The organism is Nostoc sp. DSM 114159 (assembly GCF_053470285.1).
In genome coordinates, this window is record NZ_JBPFEH010000001.1 from 7,022,788 (window position 1) to 7,039,056 (window position 16,269).

Below are 16,269 nucleotides of genomic sequence, written 5' to 3' on the forward strand. Positions count from 1 at the left end.
CTTCAATTAGCATCGCTGATAATTTTTCGTTATTTTAGCTTGCAATTTTTAACCAAAATTTCAAATAATTAAACATATCACTCCTTAATAACACAAGGTATGAGCAAGGAAAGAGACGTATTATTTGTCTGTGAACAATAAAGGATTATTTAACTTTTTGGCATTAGCGATCGCGATCGCGATCGCTATTATTGCTTGTCAAAGCCTACAATTGCCAAGCAAGCCGTTAGCATCTACCGCAGTCACCATCAAACTCAGTGGTTGGGGAGGCAATGTTGTTGAGCAAAAACTTTTGCAACAGGTACTGCTAGACTTTGAGGCACAGCATCCAAATATTAAGGTCAAATATGAGGCGATTTCTGACCAATACATGGATGTAATCAAAACTCGTTTGGTTGGCGAAGCAGCGCCTGATGTCTTTTATCTGGAGTCGGTAGAAGCTCCTTTTTTGATGAGTCAAAATGTTCTGGAACCGCTAGAAGCTTACATTACCCCTGAATTTGACTTAGCGGACTTTGAGAATAGCTTACTTGACAGCTTCAAATACCAGAACCATATTTATGGTCTTCCTAAAGACTATTCCACCCTTGCCCTGTTTTATAATAAAAAAGCCTTTGCCGCCGCAGGCTTGAGTAATCCGCCAGCTAATTGGGATGAACTACGCACCTACTCTAAGCAATTGACAGGTAAACTTAATAAATACGGCTTTGGAGAAATCCCAGAATTAGCGCGTCAGGCTTATAAAATTAAAGCCTTTGGTGGGCAAGCTGTCGATCGAAATAGTTATGCTACTTTTGCCAGCGAGGCAAGTTTACAGGGTTTAGAGTTAGTAGTAGATCAGTATCAAAAAGACCACTCCTCTGCTCAAAAATCTGATGTTGGCACAAACACAGGTAGTGAAATGTTTGGTCAAGGTAAAGTGGCAATGGTGATTGAAGGTAACTGGGCAATTCCCTATCTAATCGAAACCTTTCCCCAAGTAGAGTTTGCTACCGCACCAGTACCTGCTATTAATGATAAAAAAGGCACAATGATGCTGACTGTTGCCTACGTGATGAACAAGCAAGCACACCACAAAGCCGAAGCTTGGGAATTGATTTCCTATCTCACGGGTAAAGAGGGGATGCAAAAGTGGACAGGAACAGGGTTTGCTTTGCCAACACGTAAATCAGTGGCAAAGAATTTGGGCTACGACCAAGACCCATTGCGAGCGCCATTAGTAGCGGGGGTTAAATATGCTACACTCTGGCAGGTAGGTCAGTATCCAGGTGCGATCGTGAATAACTTTGATAACCAGTTCGTCAGCGCCTTGTTGGGACAACAATCATTAAAGCAAGCGATGCTAAAGGCACAGAATGAAGCTAACCAGCAAATTAAGACGATGGAGTAAGCGATCTTTCTTACCTGTACCAAATCACTTCTGAGTAGAAATTTGCTATCTCTCGATCGGCTGTAATTATTGCAGCTTGATTACTTCTGGCTAGTGCGACGACAACTCGATCTACTGGATCTCGATGATCCCATTCTAAATTGAGACTTTCCATCCAAATATTTTCATCAATGGGTACAATCTGAACGGTACTAGACTTTTTCAGCCTTACTACGTATTCGTTAAGATTGACTCCTAAATCTAGTTTTTTATTTTTAATTTTTATCGCAATTTCCCATATAGCTATGGAAGGGACAAGACCATTTTTATCCTTTTCCATCTGGTTGCACGCTTCTTTAGCTTGTTCAGAAAGTTTGGCTGGATCTAAACTCCACCAGATTAGGGCACAAGTGTCAAGGACTATCTTCACAATTGTGTCCATTCGTCAGTGGTTGGTGTAGTTAAATCCTCAAAGTACTTCACTTTACCGCGTATTTCCCCAAATAACTCTTCTGTTGAAGGTGCTTGTGCGTATTTGGAAATTTTCACGACTGGCTTACCGCGATCGGTAACTACAATTTCTTCTCCCTCTGACTCTACAAGTCGTAAGAACTCAAGAAGTTGAGATTTGAGTTTACTTTTGGAAATTGATTTCATAATAACCGTAGTCATGACTATAGTCATATTTTAATAGGACATAGCATGAACTATTGCTTAAAACGCTGTATTTATTCAGTAAACCAGCACCAACGACGCTTGGAAGCATCCCAGGCATAATAAGCGGATTTGAACTGCTTCATAGCGGCTAAATACTGAGATAACATCAGTACTACATCACTATTTTGAGGAATATCATCCTCATCAATGAGATCAAGATAGTCAAGCGATGTTTCTGAATCTAATAGCCAGAAGTACCCCACGAATACTTAGAACCTTTGGAAGCGATCGCCGCAACCGGAAGACGAATTATTTTTTACGATCGATCGGGGTGTGGAAATAGCGATCGCCAGCCTATTACTAATACAATCCCCATTCTAATTTTAGAGTTTCTAACTTAGGATTTTTTACACTCATTCTCCTACACTCTTCCAAAAATTCTTTAACTTGTTCCTCGTTAAGACTTAAGCCACCATCTTGTAGATTATTAATGTAAGTAATTACATCTGAAGTTGTTAAAGCCGAACTGATTTCTTCTAAAAGAATAGCATTTCTGACTTCCCGGCAAACCAACTCAATATCGGATGAAGTAAATCTCCCACTTTTATCTGCCATAATTTCAAAGTTGATTAGCTGATTCATATCAATTTTTGATAGGTAGTGTTTGAATAAATCTATTCTTTCTACTCGATCGGGTGGAAAAACAGGAATTTTCCAATCTAATCTACCAGAACGCTTCAAAGCACTATCAATGCCACTCAAATAGTTAGTAGCAGCAATAACAATTACATCACTATTTTGCAGATTATTTAGTTCTATGAGTAATTGGTTGATAGTTGCCTTTTGATCTGTGTGTGCGTTATCTTCATTACGATTAAACCCAATACTGTCTAATTCATCAATAAATAAAAGTGAAGGTGATTTTTTCTTAGCTTGAGCAAAGATATCTCGAATATTCTTTTGACTTTGCCCTATCCAAACACTGACAATATCAGCAGGAGAGAACTTAAAGAAATATCTTCCAGACTCATTAGCAAAGGCATTTGCTAGTAAAGTTTTACCACATCCCGGTAAGCCATAAAAAAGAATTCCACCAATTGAACTTTTATATCCTTTAGATTGCAGCTTCAGAAGTCTAGTTAGTTTCTCTTTTTCGTCATTCAGCCCTTGTACTTGGCTAAAGTCAAGTTTAAATTCTTTGACGCGGTTAGTAATTGGATATGCTTGGACTAAACTAGGTTTTTTAGCTCCATAATTAAAAGATGGATAGTCGATAGAGTCAAAGGATACTGGGACTAATTGGTGTTTTTCATAATCAGGAGCCATGATTACAACTTGGAAGCGATCGCCATAATATTCAGAAAACTTATATTCTAATATTTCCTTTAGTTTTTTCAATTGATAATAGTTGCGTGCTATCTCAAAACCGGGAATTACCAACCAAAGGCTTTCTAATTGATTTGGCCATACTTTTGATTTCCTTAAAACTCTTTTAATTGAATCTAAAAAGAGATTGTTATCTTGAAACTCTTGGTATTTGAGCGTTTCTATTTCAACCACTACCTGATTTTTTACATAGACTTCTATAATTTCACTTTGGTACTCTTGATCGTCGTCTGATGTATCTTCATCGATTGTTTCTTCATCCCTAGAAGTCAACTCAACTTCACAGCCAATATTAGACAATCCATATCCTAGACTTTCCAACGTTTTAATCGCAAAATACTTAAGGTAGATATATTCTTTACTTTCTTGCTGCCATTTCAAAGTGTAAAAATGTTCAGTTTTCATCTTCAGCAATAACTGAGACTCAGCTTGGATTTGAGCCTTTTGTAATTCTACAAAGTAATCTTGCAAAGATGCATCCTCTTCCTCTATTTCATAATACGGAAGTTCCAGTAGTAGACGGAAATGGGCATACACTTCCTCTTGATATTCAATCGAAGTTTCATTTGGATATTTACATCGGAGAGTAAAAGTAAAAGGAATTTTACTAGCAACTTTATCTACCAAATATCCTAAAGCATCTTCTTGTTGATGAGCTTGGATTTCTAATGTCGATGGACAATGAAATAAGATAAAAAATTGTTCAGAATTATATTTATTGGCATATAAGGATATCTGTTCAAACTGCCGATCGAATTTTTCTGAATCAAGCAATTCTAAACCAGTGTTGCCAAGTATAATGCTAGTCATAGTTGAGCGATAAAATTGAAAAATACTAGCATCAGAGATAGGATTTTCTTGTTCATCTTCACAATCTTTATCTTCTGAGACAATATTTGTAGGAATTTTCCTATTAGCAATTTTAGGTATACTGTTATAGCCTCCATACTGAGATTTTCTAATTAATTCATAATTAAAGATTTTGACAACAATATCACAGAAGAAATCTTCTACTTGCGGAATCAAAAAAATACCAACTGGCTGCTGAGAATCTAAACACGCTTGGAATCGTTCATATTCTTGTTCAGAGCCAAAATCAAACAAGTAGTAGAAAAAATCATGCTTGACTGAAATTGCCTCTTTTAGTTTGTCTGAAATTGATTCAGATTCAGCAACTTCATTTGTTGGTTTTACACCTTTAAGAGAAATAGCTATTTTTGTATCTAACGGAATATGCAAATCCAACCGAGGATTTGCACAAAGCCCCAATTCATCAAGAGCAGTATTAAAATCATCTATGAATGATTGACTTCTACGCTGGTAGCCAAACTGTTCTATGATAGTTTTGACCCGTAGGCTTTTTTGACTTTTACCAGTTCTCTGGAGTTTATTTTTGATCGAACGTAAGTAGGCTGTATATGACATTTTGTGTCCTATTGCTTGAATCGGGTTAATATATAGTTCCCTAAGTTGCATATCCAGCTAACTCATACAAGCGATGTCTTTTGACTTGCTGCTTTTATCTACGCTTTCCAAAGGTAGAGAATTATTTGATCGGGTGAAATATTTTTGTACAGGAGTACGATAAATAATCATGTACAACCCATCGCTACAGTCGGGTGAGTGCGAGATTCATCGGAGGTTCAGTAGTGTTTGAAATTAGCAGGCGGCGCAGAAACCACAAGTGGAACATCACTGAAGACTTGGCTGGGTATATGTTCATGATGCCCACCATTCTAGTTTTGGGAACTTTTGTAGTCTTACCCATTCTCTACGCCGTTTTTCTTTCCTTGCAAAAAGTCCAACTTCTCGGCGGTATTGAGTACGAATTCATCGGTTTTCGCAACTTCACACGATTAGCTGAAGATGAAAGAGTTTGGATTGCTTTGAGAAACACAGCCGAATATGTAGCTCTTGTTGTGCCAACTCAAACTATCCTGGCTTTAATTCTGGCAGTAACTCTGAATTCTGGGATTCGCGGTAAAAACTGGTGGCGCATCCTCTATTTTTTGCCGACAGTCACTTCTTCAGCAGTGCTGACACTCATCTTTATGTGGATTTATAACACTGATGGGCTACTAAACGATTTTCTCGCTTTTGTGGGGCTACCTACTTATAACTGGTTGGGCGATCCAGCAGTTGCCCTCAAAGGCATTACGATCATGAACATTTGGTCCACTGCACCGTTTTTCATGGTGATTTATCTGGCGGCGTTGCAAGATATACCCCAAACACTTTACGACGCCGCAGAACTGGATGGCGCAAATGGATGGCAGCAATTTATCCACATTACTCTTCCCTTGCTTAAGCCTGTAACCTTCTTTGTGGTAACAGTAGGGGTAATTTGGACTTTTCAACTTTTTGACCAGTCTTACATCTTTTCTGGCGGTACTGGCGGGCCAAACAACGCTACCTTAACTGTGGTGCTGCTGATTTATCAAGCTGTATTTCGGAATTTACAAATGGGATATGCAGCTGCGATCGCATTTTTGTTAGCAGCTGCCATCGTTGCCATCACTTTGATTCAGCGACGATTTTTCGGAGGCGAACGGATTTGACTAATACCTCTGGCTTATCTTGGCTCAAAGCCCTGTTGTACGTCTTGCTGACACTCTATGCCATCATTACCCTAATTCCCTTTCTCTGGGCACTTTCAGCATCATTTAAGCCGCTAACAGAGATTGTCAATGGTGAACCCAACTTTCTCCCCAAGAATTTTACTCTTGACAACTACAGGCAAATCTTTCTCCAAGAACCGCTATTTTGGCGCTGGTTGTTTAACAGTGTAGCGATCGCACTCAGCGTCACGGTTTTAAACTTGTTGTTAAATTCAATGGCTGGTTATGCCTTGGCAAGACTGCGCTTTGTGGGCAAGCGCTTTTGGTTCTTCCTAATTTTGGCAGTACTAGCAGTACCGACGCAAATCACCCTGATTCCGACATTTTTGATTTTAAAAGCGATCGGCTGGCTGAATTCTTATCAAGGCATGATTGTTCCTAGCATGGTTAATGCCACTTTTATCTTCATGATGCGGCAGTTTTTCGTTAATTTTCCTAAAGAACTAGAAGAAGCAGCACAACTCGATGGCTTAAATACCTTTGGAATTTTTCGACACATTGTTTTACCTTTAGCAAAACCAGCACTAGCAGCACAGGCAGTTTTTGTGTTCATGGGGAGTTGGAATAATTTTTTACTGCCCATAGTTATCCTATTTGACCCAGAAATGTTTACCCTCCCCTTGGGGCTGAACACCTTCAAAGGTCAATACATCAGCTATTGGAACTACATTATGGCGGCTTCTATGGTCTTTACCCTGCCAGCTTTAGGCATTTATGCCTTTTTTAATCGTTACTTCATTCAAAGCGTCAGCTTTACCGGGGGAAAAGGTTAATAGTCATTAGTCATTAGTCAACAGTTAAAAATTCTTCCCCTGCTTTCCCTGCCCCCTGCCCCCTCCCATTCCCCAAACAGTATTTTGGGCAACAAATTGCACTCCTAACGTGATATTGGTATTACAGCGACTCAATCTCTATCTATCAGTAAACAAGCATTATGGGTTTTGCAGACCTATCGATCGCAGAGATAGCAGCCGACTACAGCATTCCTGTAGAACAAGTGTTTTCTCTGTGCAACCAACTGGGAATCGCCTACAAACACCAAAAGACCCGTTTGGCGTTAGAAGATGCAAGGGCAATTATTTCCCAAATATCCTCTGAAATACGCCCCAAAGGTACTAACGACTTGGTGGGCGATCGCGAAGTCCCCTGAAGGGTTATCTCAGAACTTTCGCTAATAACTGATAGCTAATGATAAAAAACTAATGAGTCATTAGCAATTAGCAGCTTGGAGATTGAGAATCGCGTTCTTAGCTGTGTTGAGCGTCAAAATCTTTAAGGGGAAACATGTTTATAAGACTAATTGGCGTTGTTATGGCTACTGTTTTACTCTCGTTTCAGTTGATTGTCGGTAGCGCGACAGCAGTGGAACTAGACAAAGCTACCCGAACAGTGCCATTAAATGCTCAAGGTGATACCGTTGTACTCAGCCTTAAACAAGTCAAAGAAGGCAAACGCTTATTTAATTACGCTTGCGCCCAATGTCATGCTGGTGGAGTTACCAAGACAAACCAAAACGTGGGACTCACTCCAGAGGACTTAGCACTGGCAACACCTAACCGGAACAACATTGAAGGTTTAGTAGATTACCTAAAAAATCCCACTACTTACGATGGTGAAGAAGAGATTTCCGAAATACACCCCAGTCTCAAAAGCGCAGATATTTTCACAGCAGTGCGAAATCTGACGGATGATGACTTGGAAGCGATCGCCGGTCATATTCTCTTACAACCCAAAATCGTTGGTACTAAGTGGGGAGGCGGAAAAATCTATTACTAAATCTCGGAGTTGAGTCATTGGGAATAGGGTATTGGGCATTGGGAATAGGGCATTGGAAAGAATTCAGTCCCTACTCTTAATCCCCCGTTCCCCATTCCCCATTTACTGATTATTGGACAGCTTTTTGCAATAAATTGCTCTCCATTCTAAAAAAAAAATGGATCTATGACAGATTGTCATACTTTGGTGTTGATTTTATTTAAAATGAGAAAGGGAAAAAAATTGATTGTTAGGAGAGAGCTATGAAATTAATTTCGGTAAGCTGGCGACGCCTTAGTTTAGCTGTGTTGACAATCCTTTTAGTTGTTAGCAGCTTTGCTGTTTTTACTCCCAGTGCTTCGGCTGAAACCTACAAGGTGAAATTGGGTAGCGATAAAGGACTGCTAGCATTTGAACCGAAAAAGTTGACCATTAAACCAGGTGACACTATTGAATGGGTGAACAATAAAGTTCCTCCTCATAATGTTGTGTTTGATGCTGCCAAAAACCCCACTAAGAGTGCCGATTTAGCTAAATCTTTGTCTCATAAGAAGTTGCTCATGAGTCCTGGTCAAAAGGAAACAACCACCTTTGCAGCAGACGCACCTGCTGGTGACTACACCTTCTACTGTGAACCTCATCGTGGTGCTGGCATGGTTGGTACAATTACTGTCCAAGGCTAGAAACACCAGCGTTTGACACGAGATGATTACTCAATGAAATTAGCTCATCGCCACACGCTACACTCCTAGAGTGACGCATAAAATGCAGAAATGGCGGTAACGAGTTCTATCCTTCCCTAAGACGCTAAACAATCTGTAGCGATCGAGGAGTGAACTTGTTACCGCCAATTTTGATCAAATTTGACTTAATCAGGGATTAATCGCGTTTATACTCTTGCTGGAGGCTTGTTGCGAGGAAATACTGTTGAGAATACTTTTATTAATTCTACTGTCGGCGATCGCCCTATTCAAATTCACATTCATTAGTCCAGCACTAGCTGCCGAAACATCCAACGGTGCTAAAATTTTCGAGGCTAACTGCGCTTCTTGCCATATAGGTGGCGGTAACATCCTTATCAGCCAGAAAACCTTGAAAAAGGAAGCATTGTCAAAGTACCTAGAAAATTACAATCAAGACTCAATCGAGGCGATTATCCATCAAGTACAAAATGGTAAAAATGCCATGCCTGCTTTTAAAGCCAAGTTAAGTTCTGAGGAGATTCTAGAGGTAGCTGCTTACGTTTTTCAAAATGCAGAACAAGGTTGGTAAAGTAGCTATACTGTATAGTTTTTTTGGGGTGAGCGTTTGCCTATCTTTAGTTAATAGCTAACAGTTAATAGCTAACTAGACACTCACCCGAAAACATTGGATAATTTATTTGTTGAAAATCCCAAGCCTGCATTTCCTTCTTAGAACCTTCTAACGAACTTCTAAACTAAGTATTATGTATCACGAACTAGCGATCGCTAATTCGTCAACGACTAAAAACAATATTTTAAATGCAAAACCCTGATGTAGAGACGCGATTTATCCTGTCTTGAAACTACACCAATAACTTTAAACCCAAACGTATTGTATTTTAACGTGAGTTCGACGAGTGCTATTTTGACCTCTCCCCCAGCCCTTCTCCTACCAGGAAAGGGGAGCAAAAACCCTCCTTACTCGTTACTCCTCCCTCTCCTTACCCAGACAGCACTCGCGTTCGCTTTTTAGGAGAGGGAGGCTGTCCGGGAGAGGTCTGTGGAACTTACGTTATTTTAAACAGGACTTATGCAAGAAAATTTTTCAGATAGGGATAATACCCTACGGTTACTCCAGTTGAGAACTCGTAGAGTAGACGCTGCAAATGCGTCTAGATAAATTACCCCTATCTAAATCCGAAATTATCAACGGGCGATTATTTTTCTGGATTAGACTTTTGTCTGTTTTCCTTAACTTCGCGCAACCGTTCTACTAATTTTTTATCCGATTCAGCAGCAGATGTAGACTGACCCTGATTGATTTTCGGCAACAATAAAGGTTCAGAAGTAGTAGCTGCCGATGAAGGCGTAGGCTGGTTATTTTGAATTTGCAGTTCAGATAATGGTTTGGGAGTAGCTGGTGTAATTAATGGTTTGAGAGTACCTGTTGGTGAGGACGTAGGCGGGTTATTTCTGATTTGTAAATTAGGTAATGGTTTAAAAGTAGCTGCTGGTGAGGGGGTAAGCTGATTGTTATTGCTTGCCGGTGCAGATAATAATGAGGGGTTTTGCTCTTGAGTAGTCTCAGTAAGATTGCTCGTGCTGTTTTGGAAACGTAGGTTAAATGGATAGGAACTAATCTGTTTATCACCCTTGGGAGATTGCTTGTTGAAGTATTGCCTTGCTTTTAATTGCAATTCCGGGGAAATTAACTTGTCTTGAAATTTGATATCTAAAACCTTACCATCAGGATCTACAACCAATACTCCCAAAACAGCACCTTCAAGATTTGACTTATTTGTAGATAATGTTTGACGGATGACTGGTTTTTGTTCAGCGTTGGGGTATTGTCGCTGGACTTCCTTTCTCAGGTTGGCGTAGGAGTCTAGCTGTGCAATTGCCTGTTGAGTTCCCTTCGCTGATAAATCCGCTGTTTGTAACGTGCTTCCCCTAGTTCCAATTAAAGTACCCCCATTCGTTGGAGCTTGTTTTAGGGAATTTATTAGCGGATTTTGAGGAATTGTAGACGACGCATTCAGAATTGGTTGCGTCATTGGCTGTGAAGTTGTATTTACCTGTGCCGTTGCAACGGGTGTACTGTCAGATAAGATTGGAGGCTGGGGATTTCGCAGAAGATCGGCAGGTATTTGCTGCGACTGCAATTCTGGCAACCTATTTACAGGTAGCGGCTTAGGTGGCTCGTATTTGGCGACGCTCTCACTCACATTCACACGAGGAACTGGTCGAGAGAATCTGGCGCTGGTATTAAATTTAGAACTATCAAATTTAGACGCATCAAACCGCAAATTATCACTCGGAATCATCCGCAAAGACTGCTTTGTAGGTAAGGAAGAGACTCGATAGTTATTCGATGATGCCGGTAGCGGAGGTAATACCAGCTGACTGGATGGTGATGGCGCTAATGGCGTTAATCCCGGTGGGACACTAAAGTTTGGAGCCGCAAGTGGGGCGACTGGAGGTAATTGTTGTAAACCAATTTGAGGTGTGCTTTGCGGCAGACGGTTTTGGTCTGCTTGGCTCAATTCCAAAAGTCCAACTGGTTTGGCTGATGCTGTTTCTTTGGGCTTGTTAGACTCCATCGGCATCAATGGTACGATCATGGCGATCGCACCGTGGATACCAAGGGAGGCTATAGCTGCTATCCCAATTGGCTGGCTTAAGATGTCTGGTATATTTTTCAGCAGGGAGACGTAAGACATGGCTGTTATCGTTCACTCACTCAGTTGCAGTTGAATAGCGATTTTCTCTTTCCGGCATTGCAATATTTTGCAAGAGATGCGTTCTTCATAAGGAAATAATAACTTCCCCGGTTGGCAATCAAAACGCCAAAATTGCCATTTATTCAAGTTTTTAATTAATCAATGACGCTGTATCATATTTTCAAAATTCGAGCTTGCTAAACAGATATTTGAAAAATTACTACTTTTGATTTTTTATTGTTATGACGCACACAATTAAAATTAATATCTGGGAGTTTTATAAAGTTTAAGTAAACGCACAGGTTTGAATACATCAAAACATCTGCCGAAGTTGCCTGGTTTTTTCAACTGTTTTTCAGTCAACTACACTTCTGTAACAGATGACACATGTGTTTGTCTGAGACTGGGCCCTATTTGAAAATACTACCACATCGGCAGCCCCTCAAACTGTTGTAAATTGTACAATTTTCTTGACATTTTAGCCTGAAATCTCATTAAGGCTATGGTTTTTTTCTCCAAGGAGTCAGTCAGGCGATCGCAATTCTAGCTCTTGAATATGACTACTTCTTCGTCTAAAAAGTTCAAACCCCTAATCATTGCATCCAAAATTTCTAATGCCGTTACCGACAGTTATTTTGCCTGGATATCTAGAAAGTGCGATCGCTTATCGCCAACTAGAACAATCCCTACAGCAGTTAGATTTTCCCACAGTTACAGTGCCACTGCGACGGCGTGACTGGCTCCCCACTCTCGGAGTAAGACCTGTAATATCGATTTTGCAACAACTCGATTACACGATCGAGGATATATTACGTCAACATAATGCTACTCAAATTAACTTAATCGGTCACTCCGCCGGAGGTTGGATATCCCGCATTTACATGGGAGAAAAGCCCTATTTAGCGCGCGGTGATGTCAAACCATTTCTCTGGCAAGGGCATCCCTTGGTTGCTACTCTCATCACTTTAGGTACACCCCATATTAGCCAAGAACGCTGGACACGCTCCAATCTAGATTTTGTCAACAATAACTACCCAGGAGCTTTTTACAAAAACGTTCGTTACGTTTGTGTGGCTGGCAAAACTATCTTTGGCAAAAGGCGGCCTGGTAGTTGGTTAGCTTATAGTAGTTACCAATTAACCTGTGGTAAGGGTAACACTTGGGGAGATGGCATTACGCCCATCGAAGCTGCTCATTTGCAGGGGGCAGAAAATCTGGTGATTGCAGGTGTCAAGCATTCTCCCAGAAGTCCTGGAATTTGGTATGGCTCACCAGAACCCTTAAAAGCTTGGGTACAATATTTGATTTAAAAAACTTTATTTTTATATAAGAAAAGTAAAATTTATTAAAATTTCTTAGCTAAAATCGTAATAAGAATAAATACTTAGTTAAGAGCAGGAGGGGTGAGCCATGCAAAGCACCCAGTTCGATAAGATTTTGCGAAGAATAGCGACGATATTATCAGTCGTGATTTTGACTCTGTGTTTAATTTATATCTCTACCGGAGTAATGCTTTCTTTTTACTATGAACCGACAGCAGGCGGAGCTTATAACTCATTAAAGATGATTAATACACAACTGCCATACGGCTGGTTGTTTTGGAGAGCGCATGATATTGCTGGTAACGGGGTAATTGCGATCGCTCTCATTCAAATTGTGGTGATGTTTTTAGGTCGGCAATTTCGCAAGAGTTGGCTGGCTGCTTGGATTAGTGTGATTTTGTTAACCCTAAGTGCGATCGGGCTGGATTGGACAGCAATGATTCTAGATTGGACTCAGGAAGGATACTGGCGTTTTAGCATTGAGCTAGGAACCATCGAAGCCATTCCTTTGATTGGTGGGCAACTGCGCGAAATCCTGACTGGTGGTGGAGCTATTAACACAATTACCGTCGAACACCTTTACACAATCCACAGTTATCTGATTTCGGTAACGACGCTAATTCTCGCCATAGTACATTTATCTGCTTTACTCTGGCAGGAATGGCAAATGTATCAAGAAGCGCCAAAATTAGAAAACGAATTTATTCCTTCCCAAAGCTAATAAAGAGGAAAGGGGGCAGGGGGCAGCTTTCTGGGGCAGGTTTTTTTGATTAGACAAATTTTTGGGATTTTAAAACCAAAACCATTGTCTGAGAACTTAAAACTACGTTCAATAATTGAGAACATTCTCAACTATTTATCGAAAGCCTAAAAGCCTGCCCTTGAAAGGCAGGGGGCAGGGGGCCTACCGTGTATACACAAGTCCACCCTGAGCAAGTTTCCAGCCTAAAAAGATGGATTCAAATTGCCTCAAACCTCGAACGAGGGTATGCATCCCCGGAGGTCTTTGAGAGAAGTAACCAGACCATCCACCCAGGCGAGCTTTTGGATCGAGTAGCCCAGGGTAAACAACCCAGGGGATAAGGATTTTGCAGTTTTTCGCTATCACCTTCAACAGAAGATTGAATTACTCCTAAGCATTGTTGCTGCTTTTCACAAAAGGTAAGCGCAGCCGAAAGCTGAGTATTGTCGCGCCCTTCAACCATTTGTAAGGTTCGGACAGCTACGGACAAAGCCAAGATTGTCAGGCGTTGAATAGCGATCGCAGACTCTAACTGAGTAGCTTCTAAATTTAATCCTGCTGTTTTGAGGGTGGCAAAGAGTTGTTCAATCTTCCATCGCCACCCGTACCATTGAATCACTCGCAGTGCCTGTTCTAAGCAAACAACTTCGTGTGTGGTCAGTAACCGCCAATGAATCGGTTCTTGTCCTGCGGGTGGTTGGACTTCCAAAGCTTCAACAGCCAACTTGGGTTACGCTAGTGGGATAGCCAAAAACGCTTAATTTATCTGGGCGTTGAATCTCAACTTGTCCACAACGAACAATAAGCATTGCTTCTCTTGGCATTCGCTTTCGACGTGAGTCTGTAGGTATGTTAATGATATAAGTACCTTCACATGGTTGCTCCCCTCAAGTAGTCGAACAGTGATTGAGATCGCCCTAACAATCGACGGTCTTGGCAAGCGCGGATCAGTAAATGATTGTTTTTGTTGGGTACAGTGGCAAATTCCTCAAATAGATCGGATTCGCGATCGCCAATGTGAGTTCCCATCTTTGCCCTACCCGCTTCAAAGCATTTCTGGCTCTCCGATGCCGATGCTAACCATTTGTAGGATTCTTTCTCCTCAATTGGTAAATTTTTATAGCCCCGTTCATATTTATCTGCATGGTCAATATCTCGGCTGCACAATTGTATGGTGCTTAATCCCAAAGGAAATCCACTCTCACCATCCAATACCAGTGTTGGATGAATATAAAACCCTACATCTGTGTTGTTTCCTACTACTCCTAATCCTGCTGGTGACAGCCTACCTAAATGAGACTGCAAGTTGATTTCGCTACTATCACTTATCGCTAATACGTGCTTTTCTGCTACACGAAGCTGGCAATCAACCGCAATCCTACGTACTTGTTCTGATACTGTGATATTTTCATTCTCCAAAAACCGATAATAACCCATCTGTTCTGCCCAATTTCGACTTATTTGCCGGATATTTATCGATTGGTGTTTTTGTATCGCTTCATATAATGCTGCCCCCTTTTTATCAACCGAGCGTCTCCAAATGCCTTTGCTGGTATCATCGCAGCGTGAATTAAGATTGGATTATCCATGTTTTTGCTTCTCAAAAATCCTCTGCACCTACTTTACATCCGACTTGTGTATACACGGTAGCCTTGTAAAGGGGAGGGGCTGGGGGAGAGGTCAAAATAGCACTCGTCGAACTCACGTTAAAATTGGTGATGAAATATAAAGCTGAGAATTAGATAAACAAAACCCCACTTTTAGGTGGGGTTTTGTTTATGAAGAAAATTGGCTATGTAGGATGGTAATCTGGCTGATTGGATATATCTTTTGGGGGGCGATCGCTACTCCAAGCCCACCACACAGAACCACAGTGACAGTAATAAAACTCTTGCCATTTGCGACGACGGTCTTCCGTAAGAACAGGCGATCGCCGATTTAGCCAAACTTTCTCAGCTTCTAGGCTACTTGAGTGGCAGTTAGGACAGCAAAAATCATAAGCGTGTATTGCCTTATTTGTCCATTCAGGTGGGAGGGGAGCAAAAGCGTCCATGTAGTTACAAATATAGTCTTAATGGCAAGCCAAAACTTTGAGGTTTGGAATTTGGCGGCAAAGGAATACTATAAAATCCCGCCATACTATCAAACTGCTGAATAAATATTCTTATAGCTCAATCTGAATCTATTCAATGACTGCGAGAGCATCTCATAAATCAAAGGTTAACACGAAAACTTTTTTTTTTACACACATAGTAGTACGCCTTGGCAACGTCGGCGGGGATAAGGGGCAGGGGAAAGGGACTCATGTTTTTTATCCCTTACCCTTTTCCTTTTACCCAACCTCCACTTAACATTTTTGGGTTGGCAGACTACTAGTTACTATGCACATTATGGCTAATAATTAAATTTATGGAGCCAAATGTTGAAATTCGCCGTTTGTTAGATGTGATGCCTGCTTCTGGTCGGATGACGACAAAAATCGTCAGTAAGCCAGAGCAAGCAAAAGTAATTGACGCTTCCTTTCCCCAACCCTGGAACCAAGCGCGACCGATATATATTAATTTTGATTTGTGGCGTCGCCTGACAAAGCCCCAACGAGACTTGCTGCTGTTGCAGATGGTTAGCTGGTTGACAGGGGTAAAGTGGTTTAAACCCGACATTTATCAAGGCGTGGTGTTGGCTGGGCTGTTAGGCGGATTCTTGGAAGCAGCACAGTCAGATGTAGTGGGCGTTGCTGTCGCTGGGGGATTAAGTGCGATCGCTGCTTTTCGGATTTGGCGCACTAATAAATCTCAAGAGTCAGAGTTAAATGCCGATGCAGCCGCGATTAAAATAGCACAGCGGCGTGGTTATTCAGAAGTTGAAGCAGCACAGCACCTATTATCAGCAATTGAAGCGGTAGCCAAAATTGAAGGACGTTCCAGTTTCAATTTTACTGAGTTGATTCGTTGCCAAAACTTACGAGCGATCGCAGGTTTATCAGCAGTGGGTATACCAGAAAGTTATAAGTAAAAATG

16 protein-coding genes and 1 pseudogene are annotated in these 16,269 nt (G+C 41.0%); 10 read left to right on the forward strand and 7 right to left on the reverse strand.

What is annotated here, in order from left to right:
* Window positions 1-124: 124 nt before the first annotated feature.
* Window positions 125-1,390 carry an ABC transporter substrate-binding protein gene (locus tag ACR5KR_RS29675; RefSeq protein ID WP_448269049.1) on the forward strand — a complete coding sequence of 422 codons (1,266 nt, stop codon included), beginning with the start codon at window positions 125-127 and terminating at the stop codon, window positions 1,388-1,390.
* Between the two features lie 10 nt (window positions 1,391-1,400).
* Here ACR5KR_RS29675 and ACR5KR_RS29680 read toward each other — a convergent pair whose 3' ends face one another.
* The 4 genes from ACR5KR_RS29680 to ACR5KR_RS29695 form a co-directional block, all read right to left on the reverse strand.
* Window positions 1,401-1,811: a type II toxin-antitoxin system VapC family toxin gene (locus ACR5KR_RS29680; RefSeq protein WP_448269050.1), complete on the reverse strand. Its 411-nt coding sequence runs from the start codon at window positions 1,809-1,811 to the stop codon at window positions 1,401-1,403.
* On the reverse strand, window positions 1,796-2,041 hold the full coding sequence (locus tag ACR5KR_RS29685) for a type II toxin-antitoxin system Phd/YefM family antitoxin (protein ID WP_445628800.1): 246 nt from the start codon (window positions 2,039-2,041) through the stop codon (window positions 1,796-1,798). Before ACR5KR_RS29685 ends, ACR5KR_RS29680 begins: the two co-directional genes overlap by 16 nt.
* Before the next feature lie 56 nt (window positions 2,042-2,097).
* A complete protein-coding gene (locus ACR5KR_RS29690; protein ID WP_448269051.1) occupies window positions 2,098-2,289 on the reverse strand; it encodes a hypothetical protein in 192 nt (63 codons plus the stop codon).
* A gap of 97 nt (window positions 2,290-2,386) precedes the next feature.
* Window positions 2,387-4,837, reverse strand: coding sequence for an ATP-binding protein (locus tag ACR5KR_RS29695; protein WP_448269052.1), 2,451 nt, complete (start codon window positions 4,835-4,837; stop codon window positions 2,387-2,389).
* A gap of 224 nt (window positions 4,838-5,061) precedes the next feature.
* Here ACR5KR_RS29695 and ACR5KR_RS29700 point away from each other — a divergent pair, with 224 nt between their 5' ends.
* The 6 genes from ACR5KR_RS29700 (at window position 5,062) to petJ (ending at window position 9,057) form a co-directional block, all read left to right on the forward strand.
* On the forward strand, window positions 5,062-5,970 hold the full coding sequence (locus ACR5KR_RS29700) for a carbohydrate ABC transporter permease (RefSeq protein WP_448269053.1): 909 nt from the start codon (window positions 5,062-5,064) through the stop codon (window positions 5,968-5,970).
* The gene (locus tag ACR5KR_RS29705; protein WP_448269054.1) at window positions 5,967-6,803 is read left to right on the forward strand and encodes a carbohydrate ABC transporter permease; all 837 of its coding nucleotides are present in this window, start codon (window positions 5,967-5,969) and stop codon (window positions 6,801-6,803) included. The genes ACR5KR_RS29700 and ACR5KR_RS29705 overlap by 4 nt, the downstream gene beginning before the upstream one ends.
* A gap of 161 nt (window positions 6,804-6,964) precedes the next feature.
* Window positions 6,965-7,180, forward strand: a complete 216-nt coding sequence (locus ACR5KR_RS29710; protein WP_322695732.1) for a hypothetical protein — start codon at window positions 6,965-6,967, stop codon at window positions 7,178-7,180.
* A 134-nt stretch (window positions 7,181-7,314) separates the two neighbouring features.
* A complete protein-coding gene (gene psbV, locus ACR5KR_RS29715) occupies window positions 7,315-7,806 on the forward strand; it encodes a photosystem II cytochrome c-550 (RefSeq protein WP_448269055.1) in 492 nt (163 codons plus the stop codon).
* 242 nt (window positions 7,807-8,048) lie between these two features.
* On the forward strand, window positions 8,049-8,468 hold the full coding sequence (petE, locus tag ACR5KR_RS29720) for a plastocyanin (protein ID WP_448269056.1): 420 nt from the start codon (window positions 8,049-8,051) through the stop codon (window positions 8,466-8,468).
* Between the two features lie 244 nt (window positions 8,469-8,712).
* On the forward strand, window positions 8,713-9,057 hold the full coding sequence (petJ, locus tag ACR5KR_RS29725) for a cytochrome c6 PetJ (protein ID WP_289795865.1): 345 nt from the start codon (window positions 8,713-8,715) through the stop codon (window positions 9,055-9,057).
* Between the two features lie 628 nt (window positions 9,058-9,685).
* Here petJ and ACR5KR_RS29730 read toward each other — a convergent pair.
* On the reverse strand, window positions 9,686-11,188 hold the full coding sequence (locus ACR5KR_RS29730; RefSeq protein WP_448269057.1) for a hypothetical protein: 1,503 nt from the start codon (window positions 11,186-11,188) through the stop codon (window positions 9,686-9,688).
* A gap of 614 nt (window positions 11,189-11,802) precedes the next feature.
* Here ACR5KR_RS29730 and ACR5KR_RS29735 point away from each other — a divergent pair.
* Together ACR5KR_RS29735 and ACR5KR_RS29740 are read left to right on the forward strand one after the other, a co-directional pair.
* Window positions 11,803-12,498 (forward strand): esterase/lipase family protein, encoded by a 696-nt coding sequence (locus ACR5KR_RS29735; protein WP_448269058.1) that lies wholly within the window; start codon window positions 11,803-11,805, stop codon window positions 12,496-12,498.
* A 100-nt stretch (window positions 12,499-12,598) separates the two neighbouring features.
* Entirely contained in the window at window positions 12,599-13,231 is a 633-nt protein-coding gene (locus tag ACR5KR_RS29740; RefSeq protein ID WP_445628808.1) for a cytochrome b N-terminal domain-containing protein, read from the forward strand.
* Window positions 13,232-13,414: 183 nt separating this feature from the next.
* On the opposite strand, the pseudogene ACR5KR_RS29745 reads toward ACR5KR_RS29740, so the two are convergent.
* Both ACR5KR_RS29745 and ACR5KR_RS29750 read right to left on the reverse strand, forming a co-directional pair.
* Window positions 13,415-14,746 (reverse strand): annotated as a pseudogene (locus ACR5KR_RS29745) (IS4 family transposase).
* Between the two features lie 298 nt (window positions 14,747-15,044).
* Window positions 15,045-15,305 (reverse strand): hypothetical protein, encoded by a 261-nt coding sequence (locus ACR5KR_RS29750; RefSeq protein WP_445628809.1) that lies wholly within the window; start codon window positions 15,303-15,305, stop codon window positions 15,045-15,047.
* 356 nt (window positions 15,306-15,661) lie between these two features.
* Here ACR5KR_RS29750 and ACR5KR_RS29755 point away from each other — a divergent pair, with 356 nt between their 5' ends.
* The gene (locus ACR5KR_RS29755) at window positions 15,662-16,264 is read left to right on the forward strand and encodes a DUF3318 domain-containing protein (protein ID WP_322637631.1); all 603 of its coding nucleotides are present in this window, start codon (window positions 15,662-15,664) and stop codon (window positions 16,262-16,264) included.
* Window positions 16,265-16,269 lie beyond the last annotated feature (5 nt).